The organism is Ureibacillus sp. FSL K6-2830 (assembly GCF_038004145.1).
In the GTDB taxonomy this organism is placed as follows: Bacteria; Bacillota; Bacilli; order Bacillales_A; family Planococcaceae; genus Ureibacillus; species Ureibacillus thermosphaericus.
Genome location: NZ_JBBOQR010000001.1, coordinates 217965 through 243534, shown reverse-complemented (window position 1 = coordinate 243534; position 25570 = coordinate 217965). Strand labels below are relative to the sequence as shown.

Below are 25570 nucleotides of genomic sequence, written 5' to 3'. Positions count from 1 at the left end.
AAAAATTTGAAGGAGGAACTGAATGGCTGATCTTGTTTATAAAACTATTGGTCAATTGTTGGAGGAGCAAACGGAGAAATATCCAAATAAGGAGGCAGTTGTCTATTCAGACCGAGACTTACGATTAACGTATAAAGAATTTGATGCTTGGTCTGATCAAGTAGCGAAAGCACTCATGGCCCTTGGAATTGAAAAGGGTGATCATATCGCCGTTTGGACAACAAACGTACCAGAGTGGGTAGCATTACAATTTGCTACTGGCAAAATGGGTGCTCCGCTCGTAACGGTCAATACAAATTATCGAACTGCAGAACTTGAATATTTATTAAAGCAATCCGATTCCAAAACGCTCATTTTAATTGAGCAATTTAAAGACCATCGCTTCATTGATACAGTTTACGAAATCTGCCCTGAGTTGAAAACTTCCAAACCAGGCAAGTTGAATTCAAAACGTTTGCCGATGTTAAAAAATGTCATTATTATAAGCGAAAACCAATTCGACGGAGTATACAACTGGAGTGACGTCATTAAACTGGCAGATCAAGTGTCGGATGAAGAATTAGAACAAAGAAAAGCTTCTCTTCACTATGATGATGTCATTAATTTACAGTATACTTCCGGAACAACAGGATTCCCGAAAGGTGTTATGTTAACACATTACAATATCGTAAACAATGCCATTAATATTGCAGAAAGTATGAAGCTGACTAATGAAGATCGCCTATGTATTCCAGTTCCGTTCTTCCACTGTTTCGGATGCGTCATTGGAACATTGGCCATTGTAAGCGTTGGCGGTACGATGGTGCCGATTCAAGAATATAATCCAGTGGAAGTTTTAAAAACGGTGGAGAAAGAAAAATGTACTGCCTTACATGGTGTACCAACGATGTTTATTAGTGAATTGAATTTACCTAATTTTGATGAATTTGATTTATCATCACTACGTACAGGTGTAATGGCTGGTTCCAACTGTCCTGAAGAAGTAATGAAAGCTGTTATTCAAAAAATGAATATGAAAGATATTACGATTTGCTATGGACAGACTGAATCTTCACCAGTAATTACACAAACACGCACAGACGATCCATTTGATTTAAAAGTGGGTACAGTAGGGCGAGCTTTACCGAATGTGGAAGTAAAAATCATTGATCCAACTACTGGTAAAGAAGTGCCGCCTAATACGCAAGGTGAACTTTGCACGCGTGGCTATCACGTGATGAAAGGTTACTATAATAATCCAGATGCCACAAAAGAAGCCATTGATGAAGATAACTGGCTCCACACAGGGGACCTTGCTACAATGGATGAAAACGGCTATGTGCGAATTACAGGCCGTTTGAAAGATATGATTATTCGCGGTGGAGAAAATATTTATCCTCGTGAAATTGAAGAGTTTTTATATAAAAATCCAAAAATTTATGACGTACAAATCGTTGGTGTGCCAGATGAAAAGTATGGAGAAGAAGTGGCTGCATTTATCATCTTAAAGCAAGGTGAAACAGCAACGGAAGATGAAATTCGCGAGTTTTGCAATGGAAAAATTTCTAAACATAAAATTCCTAGATATATCTTCTTCGTAGACCAATATCCAATGACAGCATCAGGAAAAATTCAAAAATATAAGTTGAGAGAACAATTTACTGCAAAACTTGTACACTAGTAGGAAGGAGAAGTATGCCGATGTTTAAGAAAATATTAATTGCAAACCGCGGAGAAATTGCTAGAAGAATTATTCGTACCTGCAAAAAATTGAATATTCGTACAGTAGCGGTCTATTCGGAGGCAGATCGTGAATCCCTATTCGTTCGAGAAGCCGACGAAGCGTATGAAATTGGTAAACCCCCTGTTTCTTTAAGTTATTTAAATATTGAAAAAATAATAGAAGTTGCTAAAAATGCAAATGTCGATGCGATTCATCCCGGTTATGGCTTACTTTCTGAAAATCCCAATTTTGCAAAACGATGTGAAGAAGAAGGCATTGTTTTTATCGGACCGAAACATGACGTAATCGCTGCAATGGGAAGTAAGTTAGAAGCAAGGATTAAAATGAAAGAAGCAGGGGTACCAATTATCGAAGGGGTAGACGTTGCTATTGAAAACGTAGAAGAAGCAGTCAAAATAGCAGATCAAATTGGCTATCCGTTAATGTTAAAAGCTTCTAGCGGCGGCGGTGGCATCGGCATGCAACGAATTAATAATAGCGATGAACTTTCAAAATCCTTTGAAGGCAATAAAAAGCGAGCACAGTCTTATTTTGGTGACGGCACGATGTATATTGAAAAATACATTGAAAATCCTCACCACGTAGAAGTGCAAATTATCGCCGATGTACATGGAAATGTAGTACCGCTTTTTGAACGAGAATGTTCAATCCAACGTCGAAATCAAAAAGTGATTGAGGAAGCACCATCTCCAACAATTTCAGATGCAACGCGAGAAAAAATGTTAGAAGCAGCTGTTCAGGCAGCGAAGTATATTGGCTATACTAATGCTGGAACTTTTGAGTTTTTAGTAGATGACAAAGAAAATTTCTATTTCTTAGAAATGAATACTCGATTGCAAGTGGAACATCCTGTAACGGAAGAAATTACGGGAATTGACCTTGTAGAACAACAAATTCGGGTTGCAGAAGGGTTGCCGTTGGAGATTTCGAAAGATTCAATCAAGATGAAAGGACATGCGATTGAAGCGCGAATTTATGCCGAAGATCCAGTAACGTTTTATCCTTCACCGGGGACAATTACTTTACTGGAATTGCCTGAAGGGGAAGGAATTCGAAACGATTGTGCTGTTGAATCAGGATCAGCGGTTACGCCATTCTATGACCCGATGATTGGCAAATTGATTTGTTTCGGTGAGACGCGCGAAAAAGCATGTGAACGTTTAGTTGAAGCATTGAAACAATACAAACTAGAAGGAATTAAGACAAATATTCCAATGCTTATGAAAATTGCAAGTCACGAAGAATTTAGAAAAGGTAATATTACTACAAGTTTTGTAGATGAATATTATCTACCTGAATTTCAGGTTAAGTAAGTAAATTTAAGCTGTTCAATGATAATAGCTTTTCTTTCCATCATTGAACAGCTATTCAATATTTTTCATTTAGTTAGTAATAATATTTGGAGGGATTATGATGACAGTAGTAAAAGCAAATATGGCAGGAACAGTTTGGAAAATTGTTGTATCTGAAGGGGAACAAGTACAAGAAGGACAAGATGTTGTAATTTTAGAATCAATGAAAATGGAAATTCCGATTGCTTCTGAAGCAGCAGGAGTTGTGAAAAAAATCTTTGTTCAAGAAGGCGATTTTATTAACGTAGATGATGACATTTTAGAAATCGAATAGGGTGAAAAGGATGCATCTTCCAACGAAAGTGACAATTAAAGAAGTTGGTCCAAGAGATGGATTGCAAAATGAATCCAAGTTCATTGAGACACAAGACAAAGTGGATTGGATCAACTTATTAAGTAAAACAGGATTAGACTATATTGAAGTATCCTCCTTCGTTCATCCGAAGTGGATTCCACAATTAGCTGACAGTGAGCAAGTATTAAAGTCAATCAATCGAGAAAAGGGAGTAACGTATGCTGCCTTAGTTCCGAATATTCGCGGGCTTGAGAGGGCTTTAACTTGCAACGTAAATGAAGTCAGTGTGTTTATGTCCGCTAGTGAAGGCCATAATAAAAGCAATATTAATAAAACGATTGATGAGACGTTTCCTGTATTAAAAGAAGTTGTGGATGAAGCGTTAAAAGCAAATGTAAAAGTGCGCGGATACGTTTCAACGGTGATTGCTTGTCCTTATGATGGACCTGTTTCACCAGAACAGGTGTTAAAAGTAGTGGACCGATTAGCGGAAATGGGCGTTTATGAAATTTCATTAGGAGATACAATTGGCGTCGGGGTTCCAACGCAAGTGGAAAGTTTACTTTCTACATTATTAAAACACTTCCCATCAAATCTATTTGCCATGCATTTCCATGATACGAGAGGTACGGCTCTCGCAAATGTAGTGAAATCTTTAGAAATGGGTATTACGACATTCGATAGTTCAACTGGTGGGCTTGGTGGATGTCCATATGCAAAAGGAGCATCAGGAAATGTTTCCACTGAGGATTTATTATACATGCTTTCTGCCATGAACATCGAAACTGGCGTTAATCAAGAAGCACTGATCGAATCAGCATTTTTCATTGAAGAAAAAATTGGTAAGAAATTAGTTTCAAAGCAAATGGAAATTGCAAGAAATGAAAGGAGCGCTAACGTTGACAACGCTCGTACAGTTTAACGAAATCGAAAAGGGCATTGGTCTCATTACGTTAAATAGGCCAGAAGCAGCAAACGCGATGTCCATTCAATTATTGACGGACCTCAATGAATGTTTGGATGAGGTTGCTAAAAATCGAGAAATTCGTGTTGTATTAATTACCGGCAGTGGTGATAAAGCCTTTTGCGCTGGGGCAGACTTAAAAGAGCGCAAAAATATGAACGAACAACAAGTTCGTGAAACAGTAAGACTCATTGGCAGTACGGTCAATCGAGTAGAAGCTCTGCCACAACCAGTCATCGCTGTTTTAAACGGCGTTGCTTTCGGCGGCGGATTGGAATTAGCTCTAGCGTGCGATCTTCGCATTGCCAGCAGTGAGGCAAAAATGGGCTTAACGGAAGTTTCCTTAGGCATTATTCCAGGTGCTGGTGGTACGCAGCGTTTACCTCGTTTAATTGGTCTTGGAAAGGCGAAAGAATTAATTTATACAGCAAGAAGAATTACAGCAAGCGAAGCTCTTGAAATCAATCTCATCAACGAAGTCGTTGAAAAAGAAGATTTACTAAAAAGAGCGACAGAACTGGCTAGAGAAATTGCCAAAAATGCACCGTTATCACTTATTCAAGCAAAGATTGCCATTAATAAAGGGATTGAAGTCGATTTAACAACGGGATTAAAAATCGAAGAACTTGCATATAACGAGTTGCTATACACTGAAGACCGTATGGAAGGTTTAGTAGCATTCCAAGAAAAAAGACAACCTCAATATGTAGGAAGATAACTTAATTTACGCTTTCAGAGCCAAAGGAGGATTCATTCATGGGTGATACGGTAACAAAAAAATCCCACGCAGATTTAATAGAAGAAATTAAAAAAGGTGGACATGAGAAATACCATCAAAAAAATAAAGAGCAAGGGAAATTATTTGTACGCGATCGACTTAAATTGCTTTTTGATGAGGATGTATTAATTGAAGATGGCATATTTGCAAACGTAATGGCGGGAGATTTGCCAGCAGATGGAGTTGTAACTGGGATAGGCAAAATCCATGGACAAACAGTTTGTTTTATGGCCAATGATTCAACGGTAAAAGCAGGATCATGGGGTAAAAGAACAGTTGAAAAAATCTTGCGCATTCAAGAAACTGCTGAGAAACTAGCTTGTCCAATCATTTATTTAGTTGACTCTGCAGGAGCTCGTATTACTGACCAAGTGGAAATGTTCCCAGGAAGAAGAGGAGCGGGGCGCATTTTTTATAACCAAGTAAAGCTATCGGGTAAAGTACCTCAAGTATGTTTATTATTTGGTCCATCTGCAGCAGGTGGCGCCTACATTCCGGCATTCTGTGATGTGGTCATCATGGTGGATGGTAATGCATCCATGTATTTAGGTTCTCCTCGAATGGCTGAAATGGTAATTGGTGAGAAAGTAGATTTAGAAACAATGGGCGGAGCAAAAATGCATTGCTCTGTATCTGGTTGTGGAGACGTTCTTGCAAAGACGGAAGAAGAAGCGATTGAATACGCAAGAAAATATTTAAGCTACTTCCCAAATAATTATCGCGAAAAACCTCCAGTACAAGCACCAAAATTGCCAGCTCAATTCGAAAAAACAATTGAGGAGATCATTCCAAAAAATCAAAACGTACCTTTCAATATGTATGATTTAATTGATCGAATCATTGATGAAGGTTCGTTCTGTGAAGTGAAAAAGCTGTTTGCAGCTGAACTCATTACTGGTTTTGCTCGGATTGATGGACAAGCGGTTGGAATTGTAGCGAACCAACCGAGAGTCAAAGGCGGCGTATTATTCCACGATTCTGCTGATAAAGCTGCTAAATTCATTAACCTATGTGATGCTTTCCATATTCCATTAATCTTCTTGGCGGACGTACCAGGGTTTATGATTGGTACTCAAGTGGAAAGGCAAGGAATCATTCGCCATGGAGCAAAAATGATTTTTGCGATGAGTGAAGCGACAGTTCCAAAAATTACAATCATTGTGAGAAAAGCATACGGTGCTGGATTATATGCAATGGCAGGTCCTGCTTTTGAACCTGATTGTGTGATTGCATTAACAACAGCGCAAATTGCAGTTATGGGACCTGAAGCGGCAGTGAATGCGGTTTATGCGAATAAGATAGCTCAACTGCCAAAAGAAGAACAACAAGCATTTATTGAAGAAAAACGAAATGAATATCGTGAAGAAATCGATATTTATAAGTTAGCTTCAGAATTAATCGTGGACGATGTCATCGAGCCAAATGAGTTGCGTCAAGTGTTGACTGCAAGACTTCATGCTTATTCTTCAAAATATCTCGTATTCTCAGAGCGTAAACATGGAGTAAGTCCAGTTTGATAATGGAATAAAGTGCGAACTATTTCGCACTTTTTTCTTTTTGAAGAATGGCCATTATTTTATTCGAGTTGACTATTTTCCATTAAAGTTTGGAATGCACTTTCTTTAAGTTAAATGGCAATTAAAAGGATTCATTTGGCCAATATCTGATTTAAAATGACTATTATCATAGCGGATTTGGTTAATATCCGTTCATTGCAGTCTCATTTTAGTGAATTTTCTATTAGATGGATTCATTTGACGGATATCTCATTTGAATTGACTATTATCCGCCTCATCATCTTTTTGTTACAAATAAACCGCCACACAAACCACCATACACGTACATCCTGCGATGACAAATAAATGCCAAATTGCGTGATTATACGGAAGTTTTCTCCAAGCATAAAAAATGGAACCTATTGTGAAAAACAATCCTCCGGCAAGAAGTACAATAAAACCTTCTAACTGTAAAAATGCATAGAGCGGTTTAATAGCAAACATAATAAGCCATCCCATTGCCAAATATAATATTAAAGAAAAAGTTTCAAATCGGTGAATAAACAAACATTTAAACACAATTCCAAACAAGGCAATGGACCAAATAATACATAATAGTACAAGTCCGAGTGTCCCGTTTACAGCAATCAACAAAAACGGAGTATATGTACCTGCAATTAATACATAGATTGAGGAATGATCGAGAATGGAGAAAAACTTTTTATATTTTTCCGGCATGCTATGTAATAAAGTGGACATACAAAACAACACAATTAACGATGTACCAAAGACGGAGTAGGAAATAATTTGCACAACGCTTTCATTATGCACAGCCAATAATATTAACAAAACACAAGCAGGAATACTTAAAAGTAATCCGATTCCGTGAGTGATGGCATTCCAAAATTCTTCTTTCCAATTTTTATAATCAATTTGATGGATATTGTTCATCTTATCACTCTCCTAATAATGAATAGATTACATGAATACATTTCAATACAACACTATCATTTGTCACATATTTCAAATACCCATGAAAGTTATGACAGTTGTCATCTTTACAACCGGAATCATCGCTTTATATAATAATACAAATTAGCTAGAGGAAGTGGGTAAGTGGGAAAGATTCATATTGTGACAGATTCATCAAGTGATATTTCAAAAGAAGAGGCGTTAGAAAAAGATATCCATATTGTTCCTCTGACGGTGAACATTGATGGAAAAACATACGTTGATGGGGTGGATATTCATCCTAAACCATTTTTAGACATGATGGATCAAGCAAAGGAATTACCAAAAAGTTCACAGCCAGCGCCAGGACAATTTGCAGAGATTTATGAAAAATTAGGAAAAGATGGCGATGAAATCATTTCAATACACATTGCTGGCAATTTAAGCGGCACATTAAGCTCAGCACAACAAGGAGCACAAATCGCCAATGCAAAGGTAACCGTATTTGATTCACAATTCATTGCCTCTGCATTAGCAATCCAAGTGCGGGAAGCGGTGCGGATGAGAGAAGTTGGAGCTTCAGTCCATGACATCATCGAAAGGTTGAAAGAAGTTCGCGCCAATACTAAAATGTATATTTATTTAGATACGCTAACGAATCTAGTCAAAGGTGGCCGAATAGGGAAGGGGAAAGCGCTATTAGGCTCATTATTGAACATTAAACCTATTGCTATATTAGAACAAGGTGAGTATCTACCTGTTGCCAAAGTAAGAAGTTATAGTCAAGTGGTAAAATATATGTTTAAAGAGTATAAAAAACATATCGCAGGGAAACAGGTAAAATCGATCTGCATCTCTCATGCAGGTGAGATGGAAAATGTAGGAGCACCGTTAAAAGAACTGATTGAACAATCGGGATTTTGTGATATTGAAGTAACGGTTACGTCTCCAATCGTTAGTACTCACGTTGGTCGAGGAGCCATTGCATTAGTGTTTTTTGCAGAATAACGAAATATTGTAATCGAAGTGTCAACAACCTGTCGAAGGGAGTAGACACTTTTTTTATGTTTACAAGCGTATTCTTTTATTAAATTTTCCAATCAACTTATAATAAAGATTACAAATGTATGTATATTGAATAGAGTTTGATGCATACTAAAAGATTAGTGCTGATAGAATCATTTGTAAGATTGAATAGGAGTGTCAGATAAATGAATGTTTGGAAAGTCGCCTTTTTTATATTATCAGGTTCCATTGTATTATTATTGGCATTCGTTATTTACTGGGCGACTTCATCTGTGGAAACAGCAATCCCTTCCCCTAAAGAAACGTCTCTAAAACCTACAGATAGTGTCCTTTATGTTGAAACGACAACGGAAGATTTTGAAAAAATGGCCATTAAATATTTAGCGCAAGAATTAAAAAGTTCTTCATTACCGGTGGATTTAGAGATAAATGATGCTATTCAGATTTCCAGTGAGATTATTGCATTTGGGATTACTGTACCTGTTTCCATGAAATTCGATCCAGTTGTCAATGAACATGGCAATATTCATTTAGTTCAATCAGAAGTGAATGTAGGGAGTTTAAATCTCCCTTCTTCGATGGTATTGAAGTTAATGAATGAAGCCATTGATTTTCCTGAATGGATGATTATACGACCTGATTCACAAGAAATATTTGTGGATTTATCAAACTTATCGCTATCTTCTGGTGCAAGGGTGAAAGCAAAAGAAATTGATTTGAAAAATAATCGAATACTATTAGAAATCGTGATTCCAAATGAATAGGAGTGAACAAAATGCCAACGGAACTAGCCACATTTGCTGGAGGATGCTTTTGGTGTTTAGTCAAGCCATTTGATCAACTAAAAGGGATTGAAAAAGTTGTATCAGGATATACAGGGGGCCATGTGGTAAATCCCACATACCAACAAGTTTGTTCCGGGACAACGGGTCATGTAGAAGCAGTACAAATTACCTTTGATCCAGCAGTTTTTCCATATGAAAAATTAGTGGAGATTTATTGGACATTAATTGATCCGACTGATCCGGGAGGACAATTTTTTGATCGAGGGGAGTCTTATACAACGGCTATTTTTTATCATAATGAAGAGCAGCGAAAAATTGCAGAACAATCTAAAAAGCGTCTAGAAGAGTCGGGAAAGTTTGATAAACCGATTGTCGTAAAAATTCTTCCAGCAAAACCATTTTATCCAGCTGAAGAATATCATCAAGATTATTACAAGAAAAACCCGCAACATTATGAACGGTATTTTATCGGATCTGGTAGAGCTCAATTTATTAAACAACATTGGGGGGATATGAATGAATAAAGAAGAACGATTAAAACAGTTAACACCAATGCAATATTATGTGACGCAACAAAATGGTACAGAACCGCCTTATCAAAATGAATATGACCAACATTTTGAAGAAGGTATTTATGTGGATATCGTATCAGGCAAGCCGCTCTTTAGTTCCAAAGATAAGTTTGATGCAGGTTGCGGTTGGCCAAGTTTTGCAAAACCTATTGATGCGAGTGAAATCGTTGAGAAATTGGATTTGTCCCACGGTATGCGCCGCATCGAAGTTCGCAGCAAAACAGCAGATTCCCATTTAGGCCATGTGTTTCCGGATGGACCGAGGGATCTGGGAGGACTACGCTACTGCATCAACTCTGCCGCTTTGCGTTTTATTCCAAAAGAGAAATTGGAAGAAGAGGGCTACCGAGAGTTTTTGAAGTTATTTGAGGAATAAACATGTACTTATTAGAAAATGGGGGCGTCTGAAAAGTCATTTCAAGACGCCACCTTTGCGACTGTCGCTATCGCTTTCGTCGCAGATATATTGCGGCTGTCGCTAGCGCTTTCGCCGCAGAACCATTGCGACTGTCGCTAGCGCTTTCGCCGCAGATACATTGCGGCTGCAGCACACGCTTTCGTCGCAGAACCATTGCGACTGTCGCTATCGCTTTCGTCGCAGATATATTGCGGCTGCAGCACACGCTTTCGCCGCAGATAAATTGCGACGAGGAGGCGCGTTTGTGTAACCACCGCATTAGCAAAGTTTTTAAGAGAATATTACTATAAGAAGTAAGGCTGTTCAGAAAGTGTTCGACTTTCTGGACAGTCCTATTTTTTTGACATCATTTAGAAAGAAGATGCCTTTACGGATACTCGTTAAGCGTATCTTTGAACATTGATCTTCCGGATTTCAATTTATCAACCGTTACATGAACATCAATCGAATCTTCACTCAAAGGAATGCGCCCATCTTTTTCCGTATTCTTCCATAACTTCAGTTTTTTTCTATAAAGAATTTCAGATAGCCGGTAAACATCACTATTCAATTCCAACCCTTTCTTATATGTTCTTAATATTTCTTTTTTTATCTCTTCTTCAATTTGTTTTTCAAGATCTTTGTAGGATAGATTCAATTCAAAGCTACTTAATGTTGAAGTAACAGAAACTTCAATTTGAAACTTCGCATTATTCCCTTTTGTGATGGGCGTAATTTTTAATCTAAGATTTCGATTAACGAACGTAAAGTCGTGTCCATCAATGCTTGTTGTAAGATACGTAGTAATCGTTTCTCCTGTAAGGTATTGCAGTCCTTTTGCATCATCCTTTAATAAATAGCCTTTAAATTCTTTAGGAGTTATTAGGGCTACGCCTTCAATAACAAATGCCGGGTCAAATCCTTTTTCTGTGTTCCACACTTCCTTTATCGTGATATATGGAATTTTGGCTAAATGATTCGGTTCATTTAATTGAATAATTAATTTTCGTATATTGACCGGTTCAATAAACGAATTTTGTTCATACGTGTTTAATGGATTTGCCAATTTCGTCAATGTAATGGATTTTCTCAAAATGGGCGTTTCGAGAAAAAATTCTTCGATGGGCTTGTCCGTTGCATAAATCCATGTTTGATAGCGGGTATCAGTATATCTTGTAAAAGTATTGAGAATTTCATTCATATTTCCGGATTTTAGTAAATCCTCACTAAAAATCAATGTAGTCAAGTGACCTAAAAATAATCTTTCATCTACGGAATTATATAAATTTGCAAAAGCATCATCGACGGTTTTTCCGGTACTATAACCCACTTCCGATTGCATGAGGTCTTGATTGATTTGTCCAGTTTTTGCTGTATTTCCAAAACTGACCACTTGAACATATATTCGATATTCATTTTCTATATAATCGATTCCAACCCCATAGACATAGAGCATCCGCCAATTTTCTTGCGAATCCCAACAACCTGCAAGTAAGATAGGAATGATTGCAACTAATAAATATTTGAGATGTTTCATTTTTGCCCCTCATCACTCGTTCGTGTTTTATCAGTTGGACTTAACATTTTTGGCCTTTCCCGATATTGTCTATTGGTTAATCGTGCCATAGATTTACCAAAGGTTGACCAATTTAATTCCGCAGAAAAATTCAAGTAAGGTACGCCGAAAATACGTATGTTTGCCATATATAAAAGAAGCAAGTATATACAAAGGAAAAAGCCAAATAATCCGAAAAAGGAAGTGACGATAATAAAAATAAATCGAATGATTGTAATTAACGTTAACAATGATTGATTGGAAACCGTAAATGTCGCGATAAAGGATAATGCAATAATCACGAGCATGGCCGGACTCGTTATACCGGCCCTGATGGCGGCATCACCGATGATTAATCCGCCAACTACGCTGATGGTGCTACCAATTGCAGTCGGCAGCCTCATCCCTGCTTCCCGGAACATTTCAAACATCAAGAGTAAAACAATCATTTCCAATGCTGTAGGGAAAGGCAGTCCCCGGCTCGATACTACCACTGTTGCAAGAAGTTGCGACGGCAATTGATTTGGATGGAAAGTAATAAGAGCCAGCCAAAAGGCAGGCAGTAAAATACCAACCATCACTCCGGCAAACCGCATTGTTCGTTCAAAAGCACTGAATAAAAGAGGGTATTCATAATCTTCACCGGTTTTTAATAAATAAGTAAAGTTGACAGGTGTAATAATGGCATAACTGACCCCGTCGACCAGAATAACCAGCCTGCCCCTTATCAGCGATTGAATGGCAAAATCCGGTCTTCCGGTTTCATTTGTCCATGGCATCAGCAATTTTTTGCCCTGAAATTGTTCCATTAAAGAATCGCCGTTTAAAATAATATCGGTGTCAATATTTTCAAGTTGCTTTTTAACTTCTGCAATAATTTGTTCGTTAGCAATATCTTGTAAATATAATATCGCTACTGTTGTTTTAGATCTTTCTCCAATTGTCAACTTTTCAACACATAATGAATGGGTAGGGAGGCGTTTTCGAATTAACGCAATATTTGTTGAAATATTTTCAATAAAGTTATCTCGTGGACCTTTTATCAACAATTCCATTTTTGTTTCTTCAGTTGAACGATTGGGCTTCTTTGCTAAATTGCAGGTAAGCAATAGCTGCAATTCATTAATATAGATGGCTAGCTTTCCAGTAAACACTTCAAAAGAAACAGTTTCCAATTTTTCGATTTTTTGAAGGTCTGGAAATGGCAATTTTAATAACTCTTCTTCTTTTAACACTCCTTTCGAGTGTTCGATGAATTTTTCCAACGTCGGCAAAATATAGGAAAATATCATTTGATTGTCAATCATCTCATTACAAAAGATGAAAGTAATTTGGAAGTTGTGGATTTTAAATTCTTGAAATGTTACATCTTCAGCTTTTTTAAATAACTCCTTAAGAGTAAATAGATTTAGGGAAGCTTCATCAAAGTCCACTTGATATCCCTACTTTCATTCCATATTTTGCTGGTTTGGTTGGCGTTCTGAAGTAGCTTTTCGGTTTGGAATAAGAGATACAATAATTAGAAAAAGTGAAAATAAAAAAATGAAAATAAACGCAAATTGTTGGATATAGTGATAATTCCATTTTACAAATACTTCGTCCTCAATAAGGAATAATGCAAGATTGAAAATAACGAAAGGAGGAAACATGTAATACCAGATTTTCTTATGTTGCCCTGTGAAATTTAGTATGTCACAAACGATAAATAATATGACTCCTATACGAATGAACGCTCCTGATAACCATTGATAGACAGAAAGGAAATCCATATGTTCTATGAATCGGCCAATGGCAACCAATGTCCATTCTTCATAAGCAGGAAAATGCATTTTCGCGGCTTGTTCCGGGCCAAATTCAACAATGGCGCCAATTAAAGGACCAAGGGTTAAACCGACTAAACAAAAAATGAGAATGCCAAGATGATACCATTTTAAAGGTTTCTTAAAATAGTGCTGCAAAAAAAGCAGCATGTACAATTCAATGAATCCCGATGCCGGATAAATCATCGCCATCAATACAGGGCTTAAGCCGTGCTCCAATATTGGAAAAATCAATTCATAATTTTTCACTTGCATATTTGTAAACGCTGCGTAAAAACCAAAAATAATAACAAAAAATAATATGATTGTATTGACATTTACGATTGTTTGAATATTAGTGGAAACTAATAAGAAACATACGATGGCATAAAGCAATACTAGCAATGTTGTCGGAGTACTTTCTAAAAATGTGGAAGATATCCAAAGAATTGTTTCTTTTAAGGTAAATGCAGCAAGTATATACCCAAAAATGACGATGGAAAATAATGCGATGTTCGTTCCCACTTTCCCGATTTTTTCGGTTAGCCAGATTTTCATCGGCTGTAATTGAGATTTTTTTTGAATAAATATAATCATAAGGATCCATGGAAATATCACAATTCCTGTTAAAATGACAGTAATCCATCCGTCGCGTTTAGCCGTTTCCAAAATCGGAGGAAGAAGCGTTACGTGATTTTTCAAACCAATCGATGTTAAACATAAAAAAATCACATGTAAAATACTGATTTTAAATGTATTGTTCACATTTTCATCTCCTACATTATTTCTATCTATGAAAAGTCTAACCAAAAATAAAAAAAATTCGCTATCTACATGGTAAATAGCGAATTTTTTTATTTTTGTTAAAAGTCCCTATTATATTTTAAACTCGCTAACTAGATTTCTTAAATCATCTGCTTGTTTTGCAAGTTCTACTGCACTGGCATTGATTTCCTCCATTGCAGCGGAACCTTGCATCGCAGCATGTGCCGATCTTTCCGTTGCAAGGCTTGTGTTTTGACTGAGAGCATTGACTTCTTGGAAAGATGTTGTCAAGTCATTGACAATTTTTAAAGTAGAACTAATCTTTTCAACCATCGAAATAATAATATGCGTTGTCTTATTTGTTTGAGATAGGATGCCATTTAATACTTCATTTGTTTCATTCGTTACTTCCACACCACGAGAAATGGATTCTACGCCTTTTGCATTTTGCAACACAATTGTATGAATTTCATCTTGAATAGAATGAACAATTTTTGCCACTTCTTTTGCTGCTTCTTGCGATTGGATGGCGAGTTTCTTCACTTCATTACTTACTACTGCAAATCCTTTTCCATGTTCTCCAGCACGAGCAGCTTCAATTGCTGCATTTAAAGCAAGCAAATCTGTTTGTTCTGCAATAGCTGTTATCGTTGAGATGATGGATGTGATATCTTTTGATTTTTGTCCTAGGGCTTCAACTGTTGAAGTAGTGTTTTTCATTGTGTCTTCAATGAAATGAATGACATTTGTCGAATCTTTTACTGATTGGCTGCCGTTTTGAGCAGCTGATTGCATTTCTTTTGCTGCTTTTTGAACTTCATATGCTTCATTATTTAATTCAACCATTGACTGTTCAAGTGCTTTCATTTTTAATGCAGCTTCATTCATTCGTTCGATTGTAGAGCTGGAATCATTTGCAATATCATGGGTAGAACTTGCAATTTCATCAATTGATTTTGCATTTTCTTCTGCTAAAGCCATTAATTCTTGAGAACTAGATGAAACATGCTCAGCTAAGTTGGACACTTTTTTTACTAATTTTGAAATTGATTCGATTAACAAGTTTGTGGAGTGGGCAATTTCAGCAAATTCATCTTTTGTCGCTACTTTCACCCGTCTCGTTAAATCTCCTCCAGCATGGGCGATATCAAGAATGGAATGATTAATTTTCGCTGTATTGATTCGAATAGAACGGAATAACAGATAACTAAAGAAAACAGCGATAAACAATGAAAATGATGATAGACAGATGAAGGCGATGCGCGAGAATTTTGCAAAGTTTTCGATTTCTTTGATTGTTTTTTCGTTTTTGTCTTCTAATAAATGCAACAACTCATCAGCATGTTTTTCGATATTATTTTTAATGGCAGGTCCTTCACTTCTTTCCATTAAACGAACGGCTTGTTCATAACTGTAATATTGTCTTGTTTCAATAATTCCTGTAGATGCGTACAAATATGAGCGAAAAAATTGTTGAATGTAACTGACAAGCTTGAATTCTTCCGGGCGATGTTCAAAGTTTTTGCTAAGTTCGATGAGTTGATTTTCAATTAATTGCTTTGTTGTATTATATTTATTTAAGTTTTCTTCATCCCCGTAAATGAGAAACGCTTGTTCAAAAATTGTCAAATTCGCAATGTCATTTGCTAATTGATTGATTTCCCTTTGTTCCTTTAAGTTTACTTCTGCAAAATGATTTAAGTTTTGCTGTAGTCTAGTTATGTTAATATAGGATAGAATAAGCATGATAACGATAATTGTAATGAGTATTGCATAGGTCAGTACAATTCGACCACGAATTGTGTGATAGAAACGGCCTTTCGTAGGACTTTTCGTTTGGTGTTTTTTCCCTTTTGCTTGAACTTTTTTTGTGGATTGATTATTCATTTTCTGTACTTTTACGGTCATTTTTGTAAACATCCCCTTTAAAAAATGCTGTTTCCATGTATTGCGATTTTCAAATCTATTCTACTATAAAATGTTAAAAAGTCCTACATAAATTTAACTAGATAGGCGGGAGGTACTGAATGAGTCAAAGTTTTTATCAATTTGTCCTTTCTTATCGTGGAGGAGATTTATCGGATCCAAAAACTCGGTTTGCTGAGAAAATGTTCCAAGATCACAGTTTTCCCAAAATTAGCCATTCTTTTGAAGAGCTTTCCAGTTACATTGAAACATTAGCAGATGATGATTTATCCACGAATACTTTTGACGAACTATGGGAAATTTATCGCATGACAAATGATGGTGAATGAGTAACAAATTATTCATTGCATAATTTTTGAAAAATAAGTATATTTTAGTTTGAAATCATTGAAATGAGGGGAAGCCATTGAGTATTCATATTAATGCGAAACCTGGAGAAATTGCAGATATTGTTTTACTTCCTGGAGATCCGTTACGAGCAAAATATATTGCAGAAAAATTTTTAGAAAACGCGACATGCTATAATGAAGTGCGCAACATGTTTGGATTTACAGGAACGTATAAAGGTCACAGAATTTCCGTGCAAGGAACGGGAATGGGGGTTCCGTCCATTTCTATTTATATTACGGAATTAATGCAAGATTATGGAGTAAAAAAATTAATTCGTGTTGGTACTTGTGGCGCTCTGCAAAAAGATGTAAAAGTGCGGGATGTGATTTTAGCCCAATCCGCTTCCACAGATTCCAAAATGAATGAAATAATTTTTAATGGAATTGACTTTGCGCCTACAGCTAATTTTGATTTGCTATTAAAAGCGTATAACGCTGGATTGAAAGCTGGTTTGAATTTGAAAGTTGGTAATGTTTTTACAGCTGATATGTTTTATTCTGATGAAAATCAAAATGAAAAGTTAGCGCGTTATGGGGTTTTAGCAGTGGAAATGGAGACAGCAGCCCTTTACACATTAGCTGCTAAGTACGGAAGGCAAGCCCTTTCCGTATTGACAGTTTCAGATCATATTTTGACAGGCGAAATTACAACTGCAGAAGAAAGGCAAACAACGTTTAATGATATGATTCAAGTGGCGTTAGAAGCTGCAATAGAAAATGAATCAGTCTAAAAAATAATTATTAACATTTTGATAGAGAATTTAAATATTGGATATTGCTGTCACATATAAATTCAATGAAACTAAAAATATGTTGACTGTCATTAAATATTGACAGTCTTTTTCTTTTCGGAAAAGCTTGAAACTGTTAATATGGAAATATCGTAAAAGAAAGTGTATATGAGAGTGGTGAAACTATGGAAGAACAAAATCAACAAGAGAAAGAAATACAACAAGAACAAGTCAAACCAGCTACGAGATTTATTCGGTTAAAACCATTTACTTTTATTATGATGATGTTTTTAACAATTCTTTTCACATCAGTATTAACGATATTTGCATTAACTTTTGGAGATGAAAAAGTTGTAGAAGTAGCGGTTCCCGTTGAAAGAGAAGAATTTTCACAGCTATACGATGCCTATGATGAACTAAAAGAAAAATATTATACGGAAATAGATGATGAAAAAATTATTCACGGTGCCATTAATGGTATGTTTGACGCACTAGACGATCCATATTCTGATTACATGGAAAAAGAAGAAGCAGAACAATTTAATTCTGATCTTTCATCGAGTTTTCAAGGAATCGGTGCAGAAATTCAAGAACGAAATGGAAATATTATTGTTGTTTCGCCCATAAAAAATTCACCAGCTGAAAAAGCAGGGCTATTACCTGAAGATATTATATTATCTGTAGATGGACAAAGTTTACAAGGAATGAGTGCTACTGAAGCAGTGCTCTTAATTCGCGGCCAAAAAGGAACTCCTGTCAACTTAACAATCAAGCGGGGAGAATCCGATGAATTAATTGAAATGACAATTATTCGCGATGAAATACCGATTGAAACGGTATATGGTGAAATGGGAGAGGACAAAATAGCTCATATTCAAATAACTTCTTTCAGTGATAAGACTTATGAAGAATTACTGAAGATTCTTGAACAATTTGAAGCAGAAGGTATGAAGAGCATCATATTAGATGTAAGACAAAATCCTGGTGGATATTTAAACGCTGCGATTGAAATTTCAAACTTATTTATTGAAGAAGGTAAACCGATTGTCCAATTACAAGGACGCAAAGGTGAGCCAGAAGTTGTATTAAGTGAAGGTGGAAAAAAATATAAAATTCCAATTGTGGTGTTAATAGATAACGGAAGTGCTTCTGCTTCTGAGATACTAGCAGGAGCTTTAAAAGAATCAGCTAATGCTAAAATTGTTGGTTTGAATTCTTTTGGAAAAGGGACAGTTCAAACGGTGACTGAAATGCCAGATGGTTCAAATTTAAAATATACGACGGGCAAATGGTTAACGCCAAAAGGGAACTGGATTCATGAAAAAGGAATCAAACCAGATGTAGAAGTGCCTTATCCTGAATATATGAGTATTGCTTATGTCGATCCTAAAAATGAATTACAAAAAGACGTTGTATCGAATTATGTAAAAGCGGCGGAACAAATGCTTGATGCCCTTGGATATAGCGTTGGAACTATCGACACTACTTTTGATGCTGCAACAGAAGCGGCAGTACTTCAGTTCCAAAAGGACAAAGGGCTAGAACGTACAGGTAAAATTTCAGGAGATACAACGTATGAATTAATGGATGCATTACGTGAAAAAATTAAAAAAGAAGATCCACACATTTTAAAAGCAAAAGAATTGCTACAAGTTCAATAATGGTTACAATGAAAAGAGCTGCATTCTTAACATTGAATGACAGCTCTTCTCTTATGAATGGAGGAATATCACGTGAAAGACGTTTATTTATTTAGCGGATTTTTAGGAAGCGGTAAAACTTCCATGTTGGTGGACGTTTTACGCCAATTGAAAGAAGAAGGCTATAAACCAGCCGTTATTATGAATGAACTTGGGGAAATTCCTTTTGATTCTCAAGCAGTGGATGATGAAGTTCCGTTAAAGGAAATACTTGACAGTTGTATTTGTTGTACTGGTGGAGAGAAAACGGAAGCTCAAATTCAAACATTGCTTTACGAAGCAGATTTTGATGTGCTGATTATTGAGACAACGGGAGCTGCACATCCTGTAGAAGCGTTGGATGCCGTATATTCTCCGTTATTTGCTGAACTGTTAAATATTAAGGGGATTGTCACGGTAGCAGACAGTAAACGATGGTTAGAGCGTGAACAGTTCACTCCACAAGCAAGAAGCCTCTTTTTGGAACAAATTCGCCATGCTCATTTGATTCTTGCCAATAAGAGCGATTTATTAACAGAAGCGGAAAAAGCAAACGTTGTGTTTGAATTGCAAGGACTTAATCCCAATGCGTTTATATTGCAAACAACAAATGGACGAGTTCCTTTGAAATTACTGAAAAACATGCAAGCTACAGCATTAAATAAAGAAATAGAACCGGCTCAAATCGGCAGACATTTGCATTTAAGTTCTCGAGTGATTGAATTTCAAAAAGGCTTTACTCAAGAAGAATTTGAAGAATGGGTAAGGGGACTTCCGCCGACAGTTTATCGTATGAAAGGTTATGTACCCATTGAAGGAATGCAATATCCAATGTTATTCCAATATGCATATGGTTTAGTTCAATGGATGCCAGAATATATGAAAATGCCGCCAAAAATTGTGATGATTGGCGAAGATGTACAATCTATATCAGTGATTGGTGAAAAGAAAGAATAGTTAAAGATGTAAAATTCGTAATAAAAATGACTTATTTCTATCATTCTTTAGAGCAAACATTTTAAATGACATATTGGTGTAGGTTTCGTTGAAAATGGATACTACTGGACACAACAATTTATCCAAATGTAACGAAAACGAGTGAAAATCATCCATCTAATTGATGGATGATTTTTTTGAGCTTTTTTCGTATGGAAAAGTTTAAGAAAGCGGTAATTTAATTGTGAATATGTACCGGAGAATTTATCGCATGGGTGAAAGCTTCATTTATGTGAAATGGCTAATAAATGTGAGGGATTGGCCAATATATTGTCGGATTTGGCCAATATGTACCCAAGAATGACCAATATCACATAGAGTAACGCTTCATTTATTGGGATTAGCTAATAAACTACTGAAAGTGCCTAACTCTCCATAACAGAAGCATCATTTTATCCAAATGTGAAATTCCGTTGTTTCTATCGTGTTTTATGATAAAATCAGTGTTGTTGGCTTCATGTACTGCTTTAATGAAGCATAATGTAAACAAGAAGTTTGAACATAACGGAGTTTCATGAGAATAGGAGAATTTTTGTGAGCGAAAAAACAATCGTTTTAACTGGTGGGGGAACTGCTGGACACGTCTCGTTAAATGAGGCAATCATTCCTTCTCTTCAAGCGGAGGGATACACAGTTCATTACATCGGTTCACATCATGGAATTGAAAAGGAATTAATTACTGATAGTTTTCCTGAAGTTCCTTACCATAGCATTTCAAGTGGAAAATTAAGAAGATATTTTTCATTAAAAAACTTCACAGATCCTTTTAAAGTTTTAGCGGGAATCGGTCAAGCATTTTCGATTATAAAAAAAGTGAAACCTTCCATTGTTTTTTCTAAAGGTGGATTCGTTTCCGTACCAGTTGTGATTGCAGCAAAATTGTTGAATATTCCTGTAGTCATTCATGAATCGGATGTGACGCCAGGTCTTGCAAATAAATTAGCTCAACCTTTTGCTTCTCATATTTTTACGGTTTTTAAGGAAACATTAAAATATATACCTGCGAATAAAGCAACATGTACCGGTTCTGTTGTTCGGGAACAGCTGTTTAAAGGAAGCAAAATGAGGGGATTAAAACTTTGTCAATTTGAAAGCAAAAAGCCGGTGTTGCTTGTTATGGGTGGTAGTTTAGGTTCCGTCGTGTTAAATGACGCAATCCGAAGCAATCTACCAGAGCTTTTAAAGGACTACAACGTCATTCACCTTTGTGGTAAAGGGAATGTTGATTCATCCTTATTAGAATTAAAAGGATATAAGCAGTTCGAATACGTGACATCGGAATTACCAGATTTAATTAACGCGGCAGATTTCGTTGTATCGCGTGCAGGTTCAAATTCCATCTTTGAATTTTTAGCACTGAAAAAACCAATGTTACTTATTCCGTTATCATCTGCAAAAAGCCGAGGCGATCAAATTTTAAATGCAAAATTATTTAAAAATCAAGGTTTTGCAGAAGTATTGGAAGAAGAAAATTTAACGAAGCAAACTTTTTTGGAATCCCTTCAAACTTTAATTCAAAATAAAGAATCCATTTTAGAAGCGATGGCGAAAGCGGAAAGGCCGAAAACTCCGAAAGAAATGGTAAATTTAATTTTAAAATATGAAAAATAAATAAAAGAGGCTGGGACATAAACAAAAAATTAAAGGGGCAATTGAAAGAGTTTTGATAAAAAATTGATATAACGAATAATTGATTGAAGTGACGGGGCGAGTGCTCCTGTCGCGCACGCTTAGTCGCAAAGCGGAGCAAGTTCAAGGAAGTAAATTCAAAGCTTTCCTGCGACGAGCCCTCTCGAGACACCGCAGGAGCGAAGCAATGAGCTCCGAGGAGGCTCGAGCTGGGCCCGCGGAAAGCGTCCCCGGAACGGAAATCAATTTTAATAACATATCAAAAAAACATCATTTTCTCCTTGGAGAAAATGATGTTTTTTTAGATTTGTCCCAACCTCTTGATTTCATTTATTAAATTACTTGTTCTTCCGTGTCTTCTTGCTCATGAGCCGTTACTAAATAAAATAAATCTTTTGGAATTTTATATAAATCATATTTTGCTTCGCCAACATTAATTTCCTCATATAAAGTTGGATGTAATTCATTAGCGGAAATTACATATTGCAACTTTAAGGAGGCACGTTTCGATTTTTCATTTTCTTTTCGAATTCTTAAAAAAACGGTATGGAAATTATATTTGAAAAATATTTCGGATAAGAATTCTTTTTTTGCTATCTGATTGTATCCTTTTCCTTGGAATGGGGCGCCAATCCAAGTGCCTAAAAATCCAGCGCCATCTTCAATATCATACAAACTTATTGTTCCAATGGGTTGACCCCATTCATCAAGAATCGTTCTTGATATCGTTTTGCCTAAAGCCTCTTCTTCAATAATTTGTTTAGTCATAAATAGATATTCCTCTGGGCTCGTCGCTTTATGACGAACATACGGGAAAACCGACGGGTGTATGAGTAATTGATACAATTCATTAGTTTCTAATAAATCTCGATGTTTCAGCATGTAAACGCCTCCTTTTTAGGATAGTTGCAAAAAATTTCCAATAACACGAAGAGCAACGACACCAAAAACCTAAAAGTTTAGACGTTATAAACTATAGACATGCATCCATAGTTTTCCCGTTCTAATATTCTAAAAAAATTTTGACCAGTATATCTTATAATAAATATAATCGTTCTTACAAGATTTTGTTTGAAAAAAACAGTATTTTCTGTGTAAAGTTTGTGAACGTAATAAGAAATATTCTATAAAAAACCATCGATGTTTCAATAAATGAAATAGTTAATGGTTAAAATAGCTACATTTAGCATAACACTTCTTGCAAATGAAAAGCTGTAGATGTTTTATTTATATAATACCTAGATTGAATAACTCTAAAACTAGGTAAATTTATCGAAATTCGTCATCGATATAGGGCATAAACGTAAAATATGCAGATTAGGGAAAAAAGTTACAAGGATGAAATAACTTTTTCAATAGTGGGGAGATTACAGATTATGATGAAAATTCGATCCAATTCATTAAAAAAGAGCCACAATTTAAGGTAAACTTAAATTGTGGCTTTCAAAGTTTAAGGATATATTCTTTGTGAAAAAAGTGTTAGGGGTGTCTTGTATTTGGTAATATAACCATTATTTATAAAATTTATACCTTTTTGAAAGGTGATTAAAATGAAAAAAATATTATTAGTAGAAGATGAAAAAAGTATAGCCCGATTTATTGAATTGGAACTTATTCATGAACATTTTGATGTGACAACATGCAGTGATGGCAGAGAAGGCTTACAAAAAGCGCTAAATGAATCTTTCGACTGTATATTGCTTGATGTGATGTTACCTAGTCTCAATGGTGTTGAAGTTTGTCGGCGAATTCGTGCAAATTCCGATGTGCCGATTATTTTATTAACGGCTCGTGATGCCGTTACGGACAGAGTATCAGGATTGGATGCCGGTGCGGATGATTACATTGTTAAGCCTTTTGCGATTGAAGAATTATTAGCTCGAATTCGCTCTGTTTTAAGAAGAGCCAATTGGGGTGAACAACAACGAAAAGTCATTAAAGTAAGAGACCTTGAAATTGATACCGCATCCTATAAAGTAATGTTTGAAGGGAAAAAATTAGATTTAACCAAAACTGAGTATGATTTATTGAAATTGTTGTGTGAAAACAAAAACCGAGTATGTACTCGAGAGTTAATATTAGATAAGGTATGGGGACATAATATGGAAGTGGAAACAAACGTAGTAGATGTTTATATTCGTCATCTACGCTTAAAATTACAGACAGAAAAAGAACCATATATTGAAACAATTCGTGGCGTTGGGTATGTGGTGAGAGAATGAAAAAAATTAAACTATCAAAGTTCCAATTAACATTAAAACAAAAGTGGACGTTATCTACTTCACTAGTCATATTTTTTAGTTATGCGACGATTTGTATCATCATCTATTTTGCACTCTATACTTGGCTCATTCATCAAGAGGAATTAAATGCAGTCCGAACTGTTGATGATTTAACGGATTTTTTTCATACCCAAGGCCAATCGATTTCAATCAATGAATTGAAAGACAATACAGGGTTATTGAAGTCAATTGTTCATCAAAATCAAACGGTTCGTCTATATAATATGGATGGTTATGAAGTTTTGAAGATTAATGATTACTCGCCTAGTGCAAACATCAATTATCCGATTGATGAAATACAGAAAACTGTCGTTGAGAAACTATCGCTAGATCATAAAGAAGTCATTGTTGTGAATCGTTTAGTTCAAATCGGATTTTTTCAAGGAATTATTCAATTAATACACCCGCTTGACACGTTTCACTCCATGATGCGTTATGTGTTGACGGTTTTGGTAATAGCAGGAATCGGTGCATTGTTCATTGCAGTAACTATGAGTCATTATTTGGTTCATATAATAATGAAGCCGTTAAAAGATTTGCGGAATTCCATGACTCGAGTAAAAGAAAAAGGTTTTCAAGAAAATATTCATTTTACTTATCATCATGATGATGAGATTGGTGATTTGCTAAAAATTTATCGCTCCATGATGAATGAATTGGAAGTAACTTTTATGCAGCAACAACAATTTGTTTCAGATGCATCCCATGAACTTCGCACACCCATTCAAGCGATTGAAGGACACCTGTCTTTAATTAAGCGATGGGGTAAGGATGATCCACAAGTGTTGGAAGAATCGCTGGATTTGGCAATAGATGAAGTTCAACGCATGAAGAAAATGATTGAGGAATTATTAAGTTTGGCTCGAAATGAAGGAAAAGAAGAAACTTCTTGTGATTTAGAAAAAGTTTTAAATACCGTGATTGAAGAACTTGAAGTTGTTTATTCAAATGCTAAAATGAATGTGGTGTTCGATGGCGAAAAAAGGATGGCACAAATATCTGAGAATGCGTTTGCACAAATTGTAAGAAACATTATCGAAAATGGAATTCGATATAATGAAAATATACCCATTATCCAAATACATGTTCATTATTTTACAGAAAATATTTTTATGACGATACAAGATAATGGTATCGGCATTTCAAAAGAACATTTACCTTTTATATTTGATCGATTTTATCGCGTGGATCGTTCGCGGAGTAATGGAGGTGGAACTGGACTAGGTTTAAGCATTTCAAAAATGTTGGCAGACAAGTATCAAGTGGAAATGGATGTATCGAGTTCAGTAGGAAAGGGCACAATTTTTACATTACGTTTACCTACTTAACACATTTTTTTAATTCCATTCAAAAAATTTCATCTAAATTTGTGAAAAATAGTTGTATTTTTTATGAAGAGTAGTAAGATTGAAATGGAAAAAAGGTTCTTCTCAAATTGTTATATAAATTTATATTAATAGAAGAATGATTTTTATACTTT

Annotated in this window: 23 protein-coding genes; 17 read left to right on the top strand and 6 right to left on the bottom strand. The window is 35.8% G+C overall.

Annotation, left to right across the window (positions count from 1 at the left end; all coding sequences use genetic code 11):
• The first annotated feature begins 22 nt into the window (after positions 1-22).
• The 6 genes from NSU17_RS01215 to NSU17_RS01190 all read left to right on the top strand — a co-directional run bounded on the left by NSU17_RS01215 (position 23) and on the right by NSU17_RS01190 (position 6629).
• Positions 23-1660, top strand: a complete 1638-nt coding sequence (locus tag NSU17_RS01215) for an AMP-binding protein (protein WP_340704063.1) — start codon at positions 23-25, stop codon at positions 1658-1660.
• Between the two features lie 20 nt (positions 1661-1680).
• The gene (locus tag NSU17_RS01210) at positions 1681-3036 is read left to right on the top strand and encodes an acetyl-CoA carboxylase biotin carboxylase subunit (RefSeq protein WP_340704062.1); all 1356 of its coding nucleotides are present in this window, start codon (positions 1681-1683) and stop codon (positions 3034-3036) included.
• 100 nt (positions 3037-3136) lie between these two features.
• The gene (locus NSU17_RS01205; RefSeq protein WP_016839342.1) at positions 3137-3349 is read left to right on the top strand and encodes an acetyl-CoA carboxylase biotin carboxyl carrier protein subunit; all 213 of its coding nucleotides are present in this window, start codon (positions 3137-3139) and stop codon (positions 3347-3349) included.
• A gap of 10 nt (positions 3350-3359) precedes the next feature.
• Positions 3360-4292, top strand: coding sequence for a hydroxymethylglutaryl-CoA lyase (locus NSU17_RS01200; RefSeq protein ID WP_016839343.1), 933 nt, complete (start codon positions 3360-3362; stop codon positions 4290-4292).
• Entirely contained in the window at positions 4270-5052 is a 783-nt protein-coding gene (locus NSU17_RS01195; protein WP_016839344.1) for an enoyl-CoA hydratase, read from the top strand. Before NSU17_RS01200 ends, NSU17_RS01195 begins: the two co-directional genes overlap by 23 nt.
• A 38-nt stretch (positions 5053-5090) precedes the next feature.
• The gene (locus tag NSU17_RS01190; RefSeq protein WP_016839345.1) at positions 5091-6629 is read left to right on the top strand and encodes an acyl-CoA carboxylase subunit beta; all 1539 of its coding nucleotides are present in this window, start codon (positions 5091-5093) and stop codon (positions 6627-6629) included.
• A 288-nt stretch (positions 6630-6917) separates the two neighbouring features.
• Here NSU17_RS01190 and trhA read toward each other — a convergent pair whose 3' ends face one another.
• Complete coding sequence (gene trhA / locus NSU17_RS01185; RefSeq protein WP_340704061.1) at positions 6918-7559, bottom strand: PAQR family membrane homeostasis protein TrhA; 642 nt, start codon at positions 7557-7559, stop codon at positions 6918-6920.
• A 165-nt stretch (positions 7560-7724) separates the two neighbouring features.
• On the opposite strand from trhA, the gene NSU17_RS01180 reads away from it, so the two are divergent.
• The 4 genes from NSU17_RS01180 to msrB all read left to right on the top strand — a co-directional run bounded on the left by NSU17_RS01180 (position 7725) and on the right by msrB (position 10318).
• On the top strand, positions 7725-8567 hold the full coding sequence (locus tag NSU17_RS01180; RefSeq protein ID WP_340704060.1) for a DegV family protein: 843 nt from the start codon (positions 7725-7727) through the stop codon (positions 8565-8567).
• 203 nt (positions 8568-8770) lie between these two features.
• Positions 8771-9349, top strand: coding sequence for a YpmS family protein (locus NSU17_RS01175; RefSeq protein WP_340704059.1), 579 nt, complete (start codon positions 8771-8773; stop codon positions 9347-9349).
• Positions 9350-9360: 11 nt separating this feature from the next.
• Complete coding sequence (gene msrA / locus NSU17_RS01170) at positions 9361-9894, top strand: peptide-methionine (S)-S-oxide reductase MsrA (protein ID WP_340704058.1); 534 nt, start codon at positions 9361-9363, stop codon at positions 9892-9894.
• A complete protein-coding gene (gene msrB / locus NSU17_RS01165; RefSeq protein ID WP_340704057.1) occupies positions 9887-10318 on the top strand; it encodes a peptide-methionine (R)-S-oxide reductase MsrB in 432 nt (143 codons plus the stop codon). The genes msrA and msrB overlap by 8 nt, the downstream gene beginning before the upstream one ends.
• Positions 10319-10727: 409 nt before the next feature.
• On the opposite strand, the gene NSU17_RS01160 is transcribed toward msrB, so the two are convergent.
• The 4 genes from NSU17_RS01160 to NSU17_RS01145 form a co-directional block, all read right to left on the bottom strand.
• Positions 10728-11876 carry a Ger(x)C family spore germination protein gene (locus NSU17_RS01160; RefSeq protein WP_340704056.1) on the bottom strand — a complete coding sequence of 383 codons (1149 nt, stop codon included), beginning with the start codon at positions 11874-11876 and terminating at the stop codon, positions 10728-10730.
• A complete protein-coding gene (locus NSU17_RS01155; RefSeq protein WP_340704055.1) occupies positions 11873-13327 on the bottom strand; it encodes a spore germination protein in 1455 nt (484 codons plus the stop codon). Before NSU17_RS01155 ends, NSU17_RS01160 begins: the two co-directional genes overlap by 4 nt.
• 15 nt (positions 13328-13342) lie before the next feature.
• Positions 13343-14458: a GerAB/ArcD/ProY family transporter gene (locus NSU17_RS01150; RefSeq protein WP_340704054.1), complete on the bottom strand. Its 1116-nt coding sequence runs from the start codon at positions 14456-14458 to the stop codon at positions 13343-13345.
• Positions 14459-14569: 111 nt separating this feature from the next.
• Positions 14570-16366 carry a methyl-accepting chemotaxis protein gene (locus NSU17_RS01145; protein WP_340704053.1) on the bottom strand — a complete coding sequence of 599 codons (1797 nt, stop codon included), beginning with the start codon at positions 16364-16366 and terminating at the stop codon, positions 14570-14572.
• 119 nt (positions 16367-16485) lie between these two features.
• On the opposite strand from NSU17_RS01145, the gene NSU17_RS01140 reads away from it, so the two are divergent.
• The 5 genes from NSU17_RS01140 to NSU17_RS01120 all read left to right on the top strand — a co-directional run bounded on the left by NSU17_RS01140 (position 16486) and on the right by NSU17_RS01120 (position 21790).
• Positions 16486-16713, top strand: a complete 228-nt coding sequence (locus NSU17_RS01140; protein WP_340436042.1) for a YozE family protein — start codon at positions 16486-16488, stop codon at positions 16711-16713.
• A gap of 77 nt (positions 16714-16790) precedes the next feature.
• Positions 16791-17504 (top strand): purine-nucleoside phosphorylase, encoded by a 714-nt coding sequence (gene deoD / locus NSU17_RS01135; RefSeq protein ID WP_340704052.1) that lies wholly within the window; start codon positions 16791-16793, stop codon positions 17502-17504.
• Positions 17505-17689: 185 nt separating this feature from the next.
• Positions 17690-19165 carry a lmo1851 family serine protease gene (locus NSU17_RS01130; RefSeq protein WP_340704051.1) on the top strand — a complete coding sequence of 492 codons (1476 nt, stop codon included), beginning with the start codon at positions 17690-17692 and terminating at the stop codon, positions 19163-19165.
• 72 nt (positions 19166-19237) lie between these two features.
• A complete protein-coding gene (locus tag NSU17_RS01125) occupies positions 19238-20140 on the top strand; it encodes a CobW family GTP-binding protein (protein ID WP_340704050.1) in 903 nt (300 codons plus the stop codon).
• Positions 20141-20713: 573 nt separating this feature from the next.
• Positions 20714-21790, top strand: a complete 1077-nt coding sequence (locus NSU17_RS01120; protein ID WP_016839360.1) for an undecaprenyldiphospho-muramoylpentapeptide beta-N-acetylglucosaminyltransferase — start codon at positions 20714-20716, stop codon at positions 21788-21790.
• 351 nt (positions 21791-22141) lie between these two features.
• Here the strand turns inward: NSU17_RS01120 and NSU17_RS01115 are convergent, their stop codons facing one another.
• Positions 22142-22690 (bottom strand): GNAT family N-acetyltransferase, encoded by a 549-nt coding sequence (locus NSU17_RS01115; protein WP_340704049.1) that lies wholly within the window; start codon positions 22688-22690, stop codon positions 22142-22144.
• Positions 22691-23358: 668 nt separating this feature from the next.
• Between NSU17_RS01115 and NSU17_RS01110 the strand changes: the two genes are divergently transcribed.
• Together NSU17_RS01110 and NSU17_RS01105 are read left to right on the top strand one after the other, a co-directional pair.
• The gene (locus NSU17_RS01110) at positions 23359-24030 is read left to right on the top strand and encodes a response regulator transcription factor (protein WP_340704048.1); all 672 of its coding nucleotides are present in this window, start codon (positions 23359-23361) and stop codon (positions 24028-24030) included.
• Complete coding sequence (locus tag NSU17_RS01105; RefSeq protein WP_340704047.1) at positions 24027-25418, top strand: HAMP domain-containing sensor histidine kinase; 1392 nt, start codon at positions 24027-24029, stop codon at positions 25416-25418. The genes NSU17_RS01110 and NSU17_RS01105 overlap by 4 nt, the downstream gene beginning before the upstream one ends.
• The last annotated feature ends 152 nt before the right edge of the window (positions 25419-25570 follow it).

Excerpts from the sequence above, each read along its gene's own strand:
- NSU17_RS01215 (WP_340704063.1), top strand. The coding sequence starts at position 23 with ATGGCTGATCTTGTTTATAAAACTATTGGTCAATTGTTGGAGGAGCAA.
- NSU17_RS01210 (WP_340704062.1), top strand. The coding sequence starts at position 1,681 with ATGTTTAAGAAAATATTAATTGCAAACCGCGGAGAAATTGCTAGAAGA.
- NSU17_RS01205 (WP_016839342.1), top strand. The coding sequence starts at position 3,137 with ATGACAGTAGTAAAAGCAAATATGGCAGGAACAGTTTGGAAAATTGTT.
- NSU17_RS01200 (WP_016839343.1), top strand. The coding sequence starts at position 3,360 with ATGCATCTTCCAACGAAAGTGACAATTAAAGAAGTTGGTCCAAGAGAT.
- NSU17_RS01190 (WP_016839345.1), top strand. The coding sequence starts at position 5,091 with ATGGGTGATACGGTAACAAAAAAATCCCACGCAGATTTAATAGAAGAA.
- trhA (WP_340704061.1), bottom strand. The coding sequence starts at position 7,559 with ATGAACAATATCCATCAAATTGATTATAAAAATTGGAAAGAAGAATTT.
- NSU17_RS01175 (WP_340704059.1), top strand. The coding sequence starts at position 8,771 with ATGAATGTTTGGAAAGTCGCCTTTTTTATATTATCAGGTTCCATTGTA.
- msrA (WP_340704058.1), top strand. The coding sequence starts at position 9,361 with ATGCCAACGGAACTAGCCACATTTGCTGGAGGATGCTTTTGGTGTTTA.
- msrB (WP_340704057.1), top strand. The coding sequence starts at position 9,887 with ATGAATAAAGAAGAACGATTAAAACAGTTAACACCAATGCAATATTAT.
- NSU17_RS01160 (WP_340704056.1), bottom strand. The coding sequence starts at position 11,876 with ATGAAACATCTCAAATATTTATTAGTTGCAATCATTCCTATCTTACTT.
- NSU17_RS01145 (WP_340704053.1), bottom strand. The coding sequence starts at position 16,366 with ATGACCGTAAAAGTACAGAAAATGAATAATCAATCCACAAAAAAAGTT.
- NSU17_RS01140 (WP_340436042.1), top strand. The coding sequence starts at position 16,486 with ATGAGTCAAAGTTTTTATCAATTTGTCCTTTCTTATCGTGGAGGAGAT.
- NSU17_RS01130 (WP_340704051.1), top strand. The coding sequence starts at position 17,690 with ATGGAAGAACAAAATCAACAAGAGAAAGAAATACAACAAGAACAAGTC.
- NSU17_RS01115 (WP_340704049.1), bottom strand. The coding sequence starts at position 22,690 with ATGCTGAAACATCGAGATTTATTAGAAACTAATGAATTGTATCAATTA.
- NSU17_RS01110 (WP_340704048.1), top strand. The coding sequence starts at position 23,359 with ATGAAAAAAATATTATTAGTAGAAGATGAAAAAAGTATAGCCCGATTT.
- NSU17_RS01105 (WP_340704047.1), top strand. The coding sequence starts at position 24,027 with ATGAAAAAAATTAAACTATCAAAGTTCCAATTAACATTAAAACAAAAG.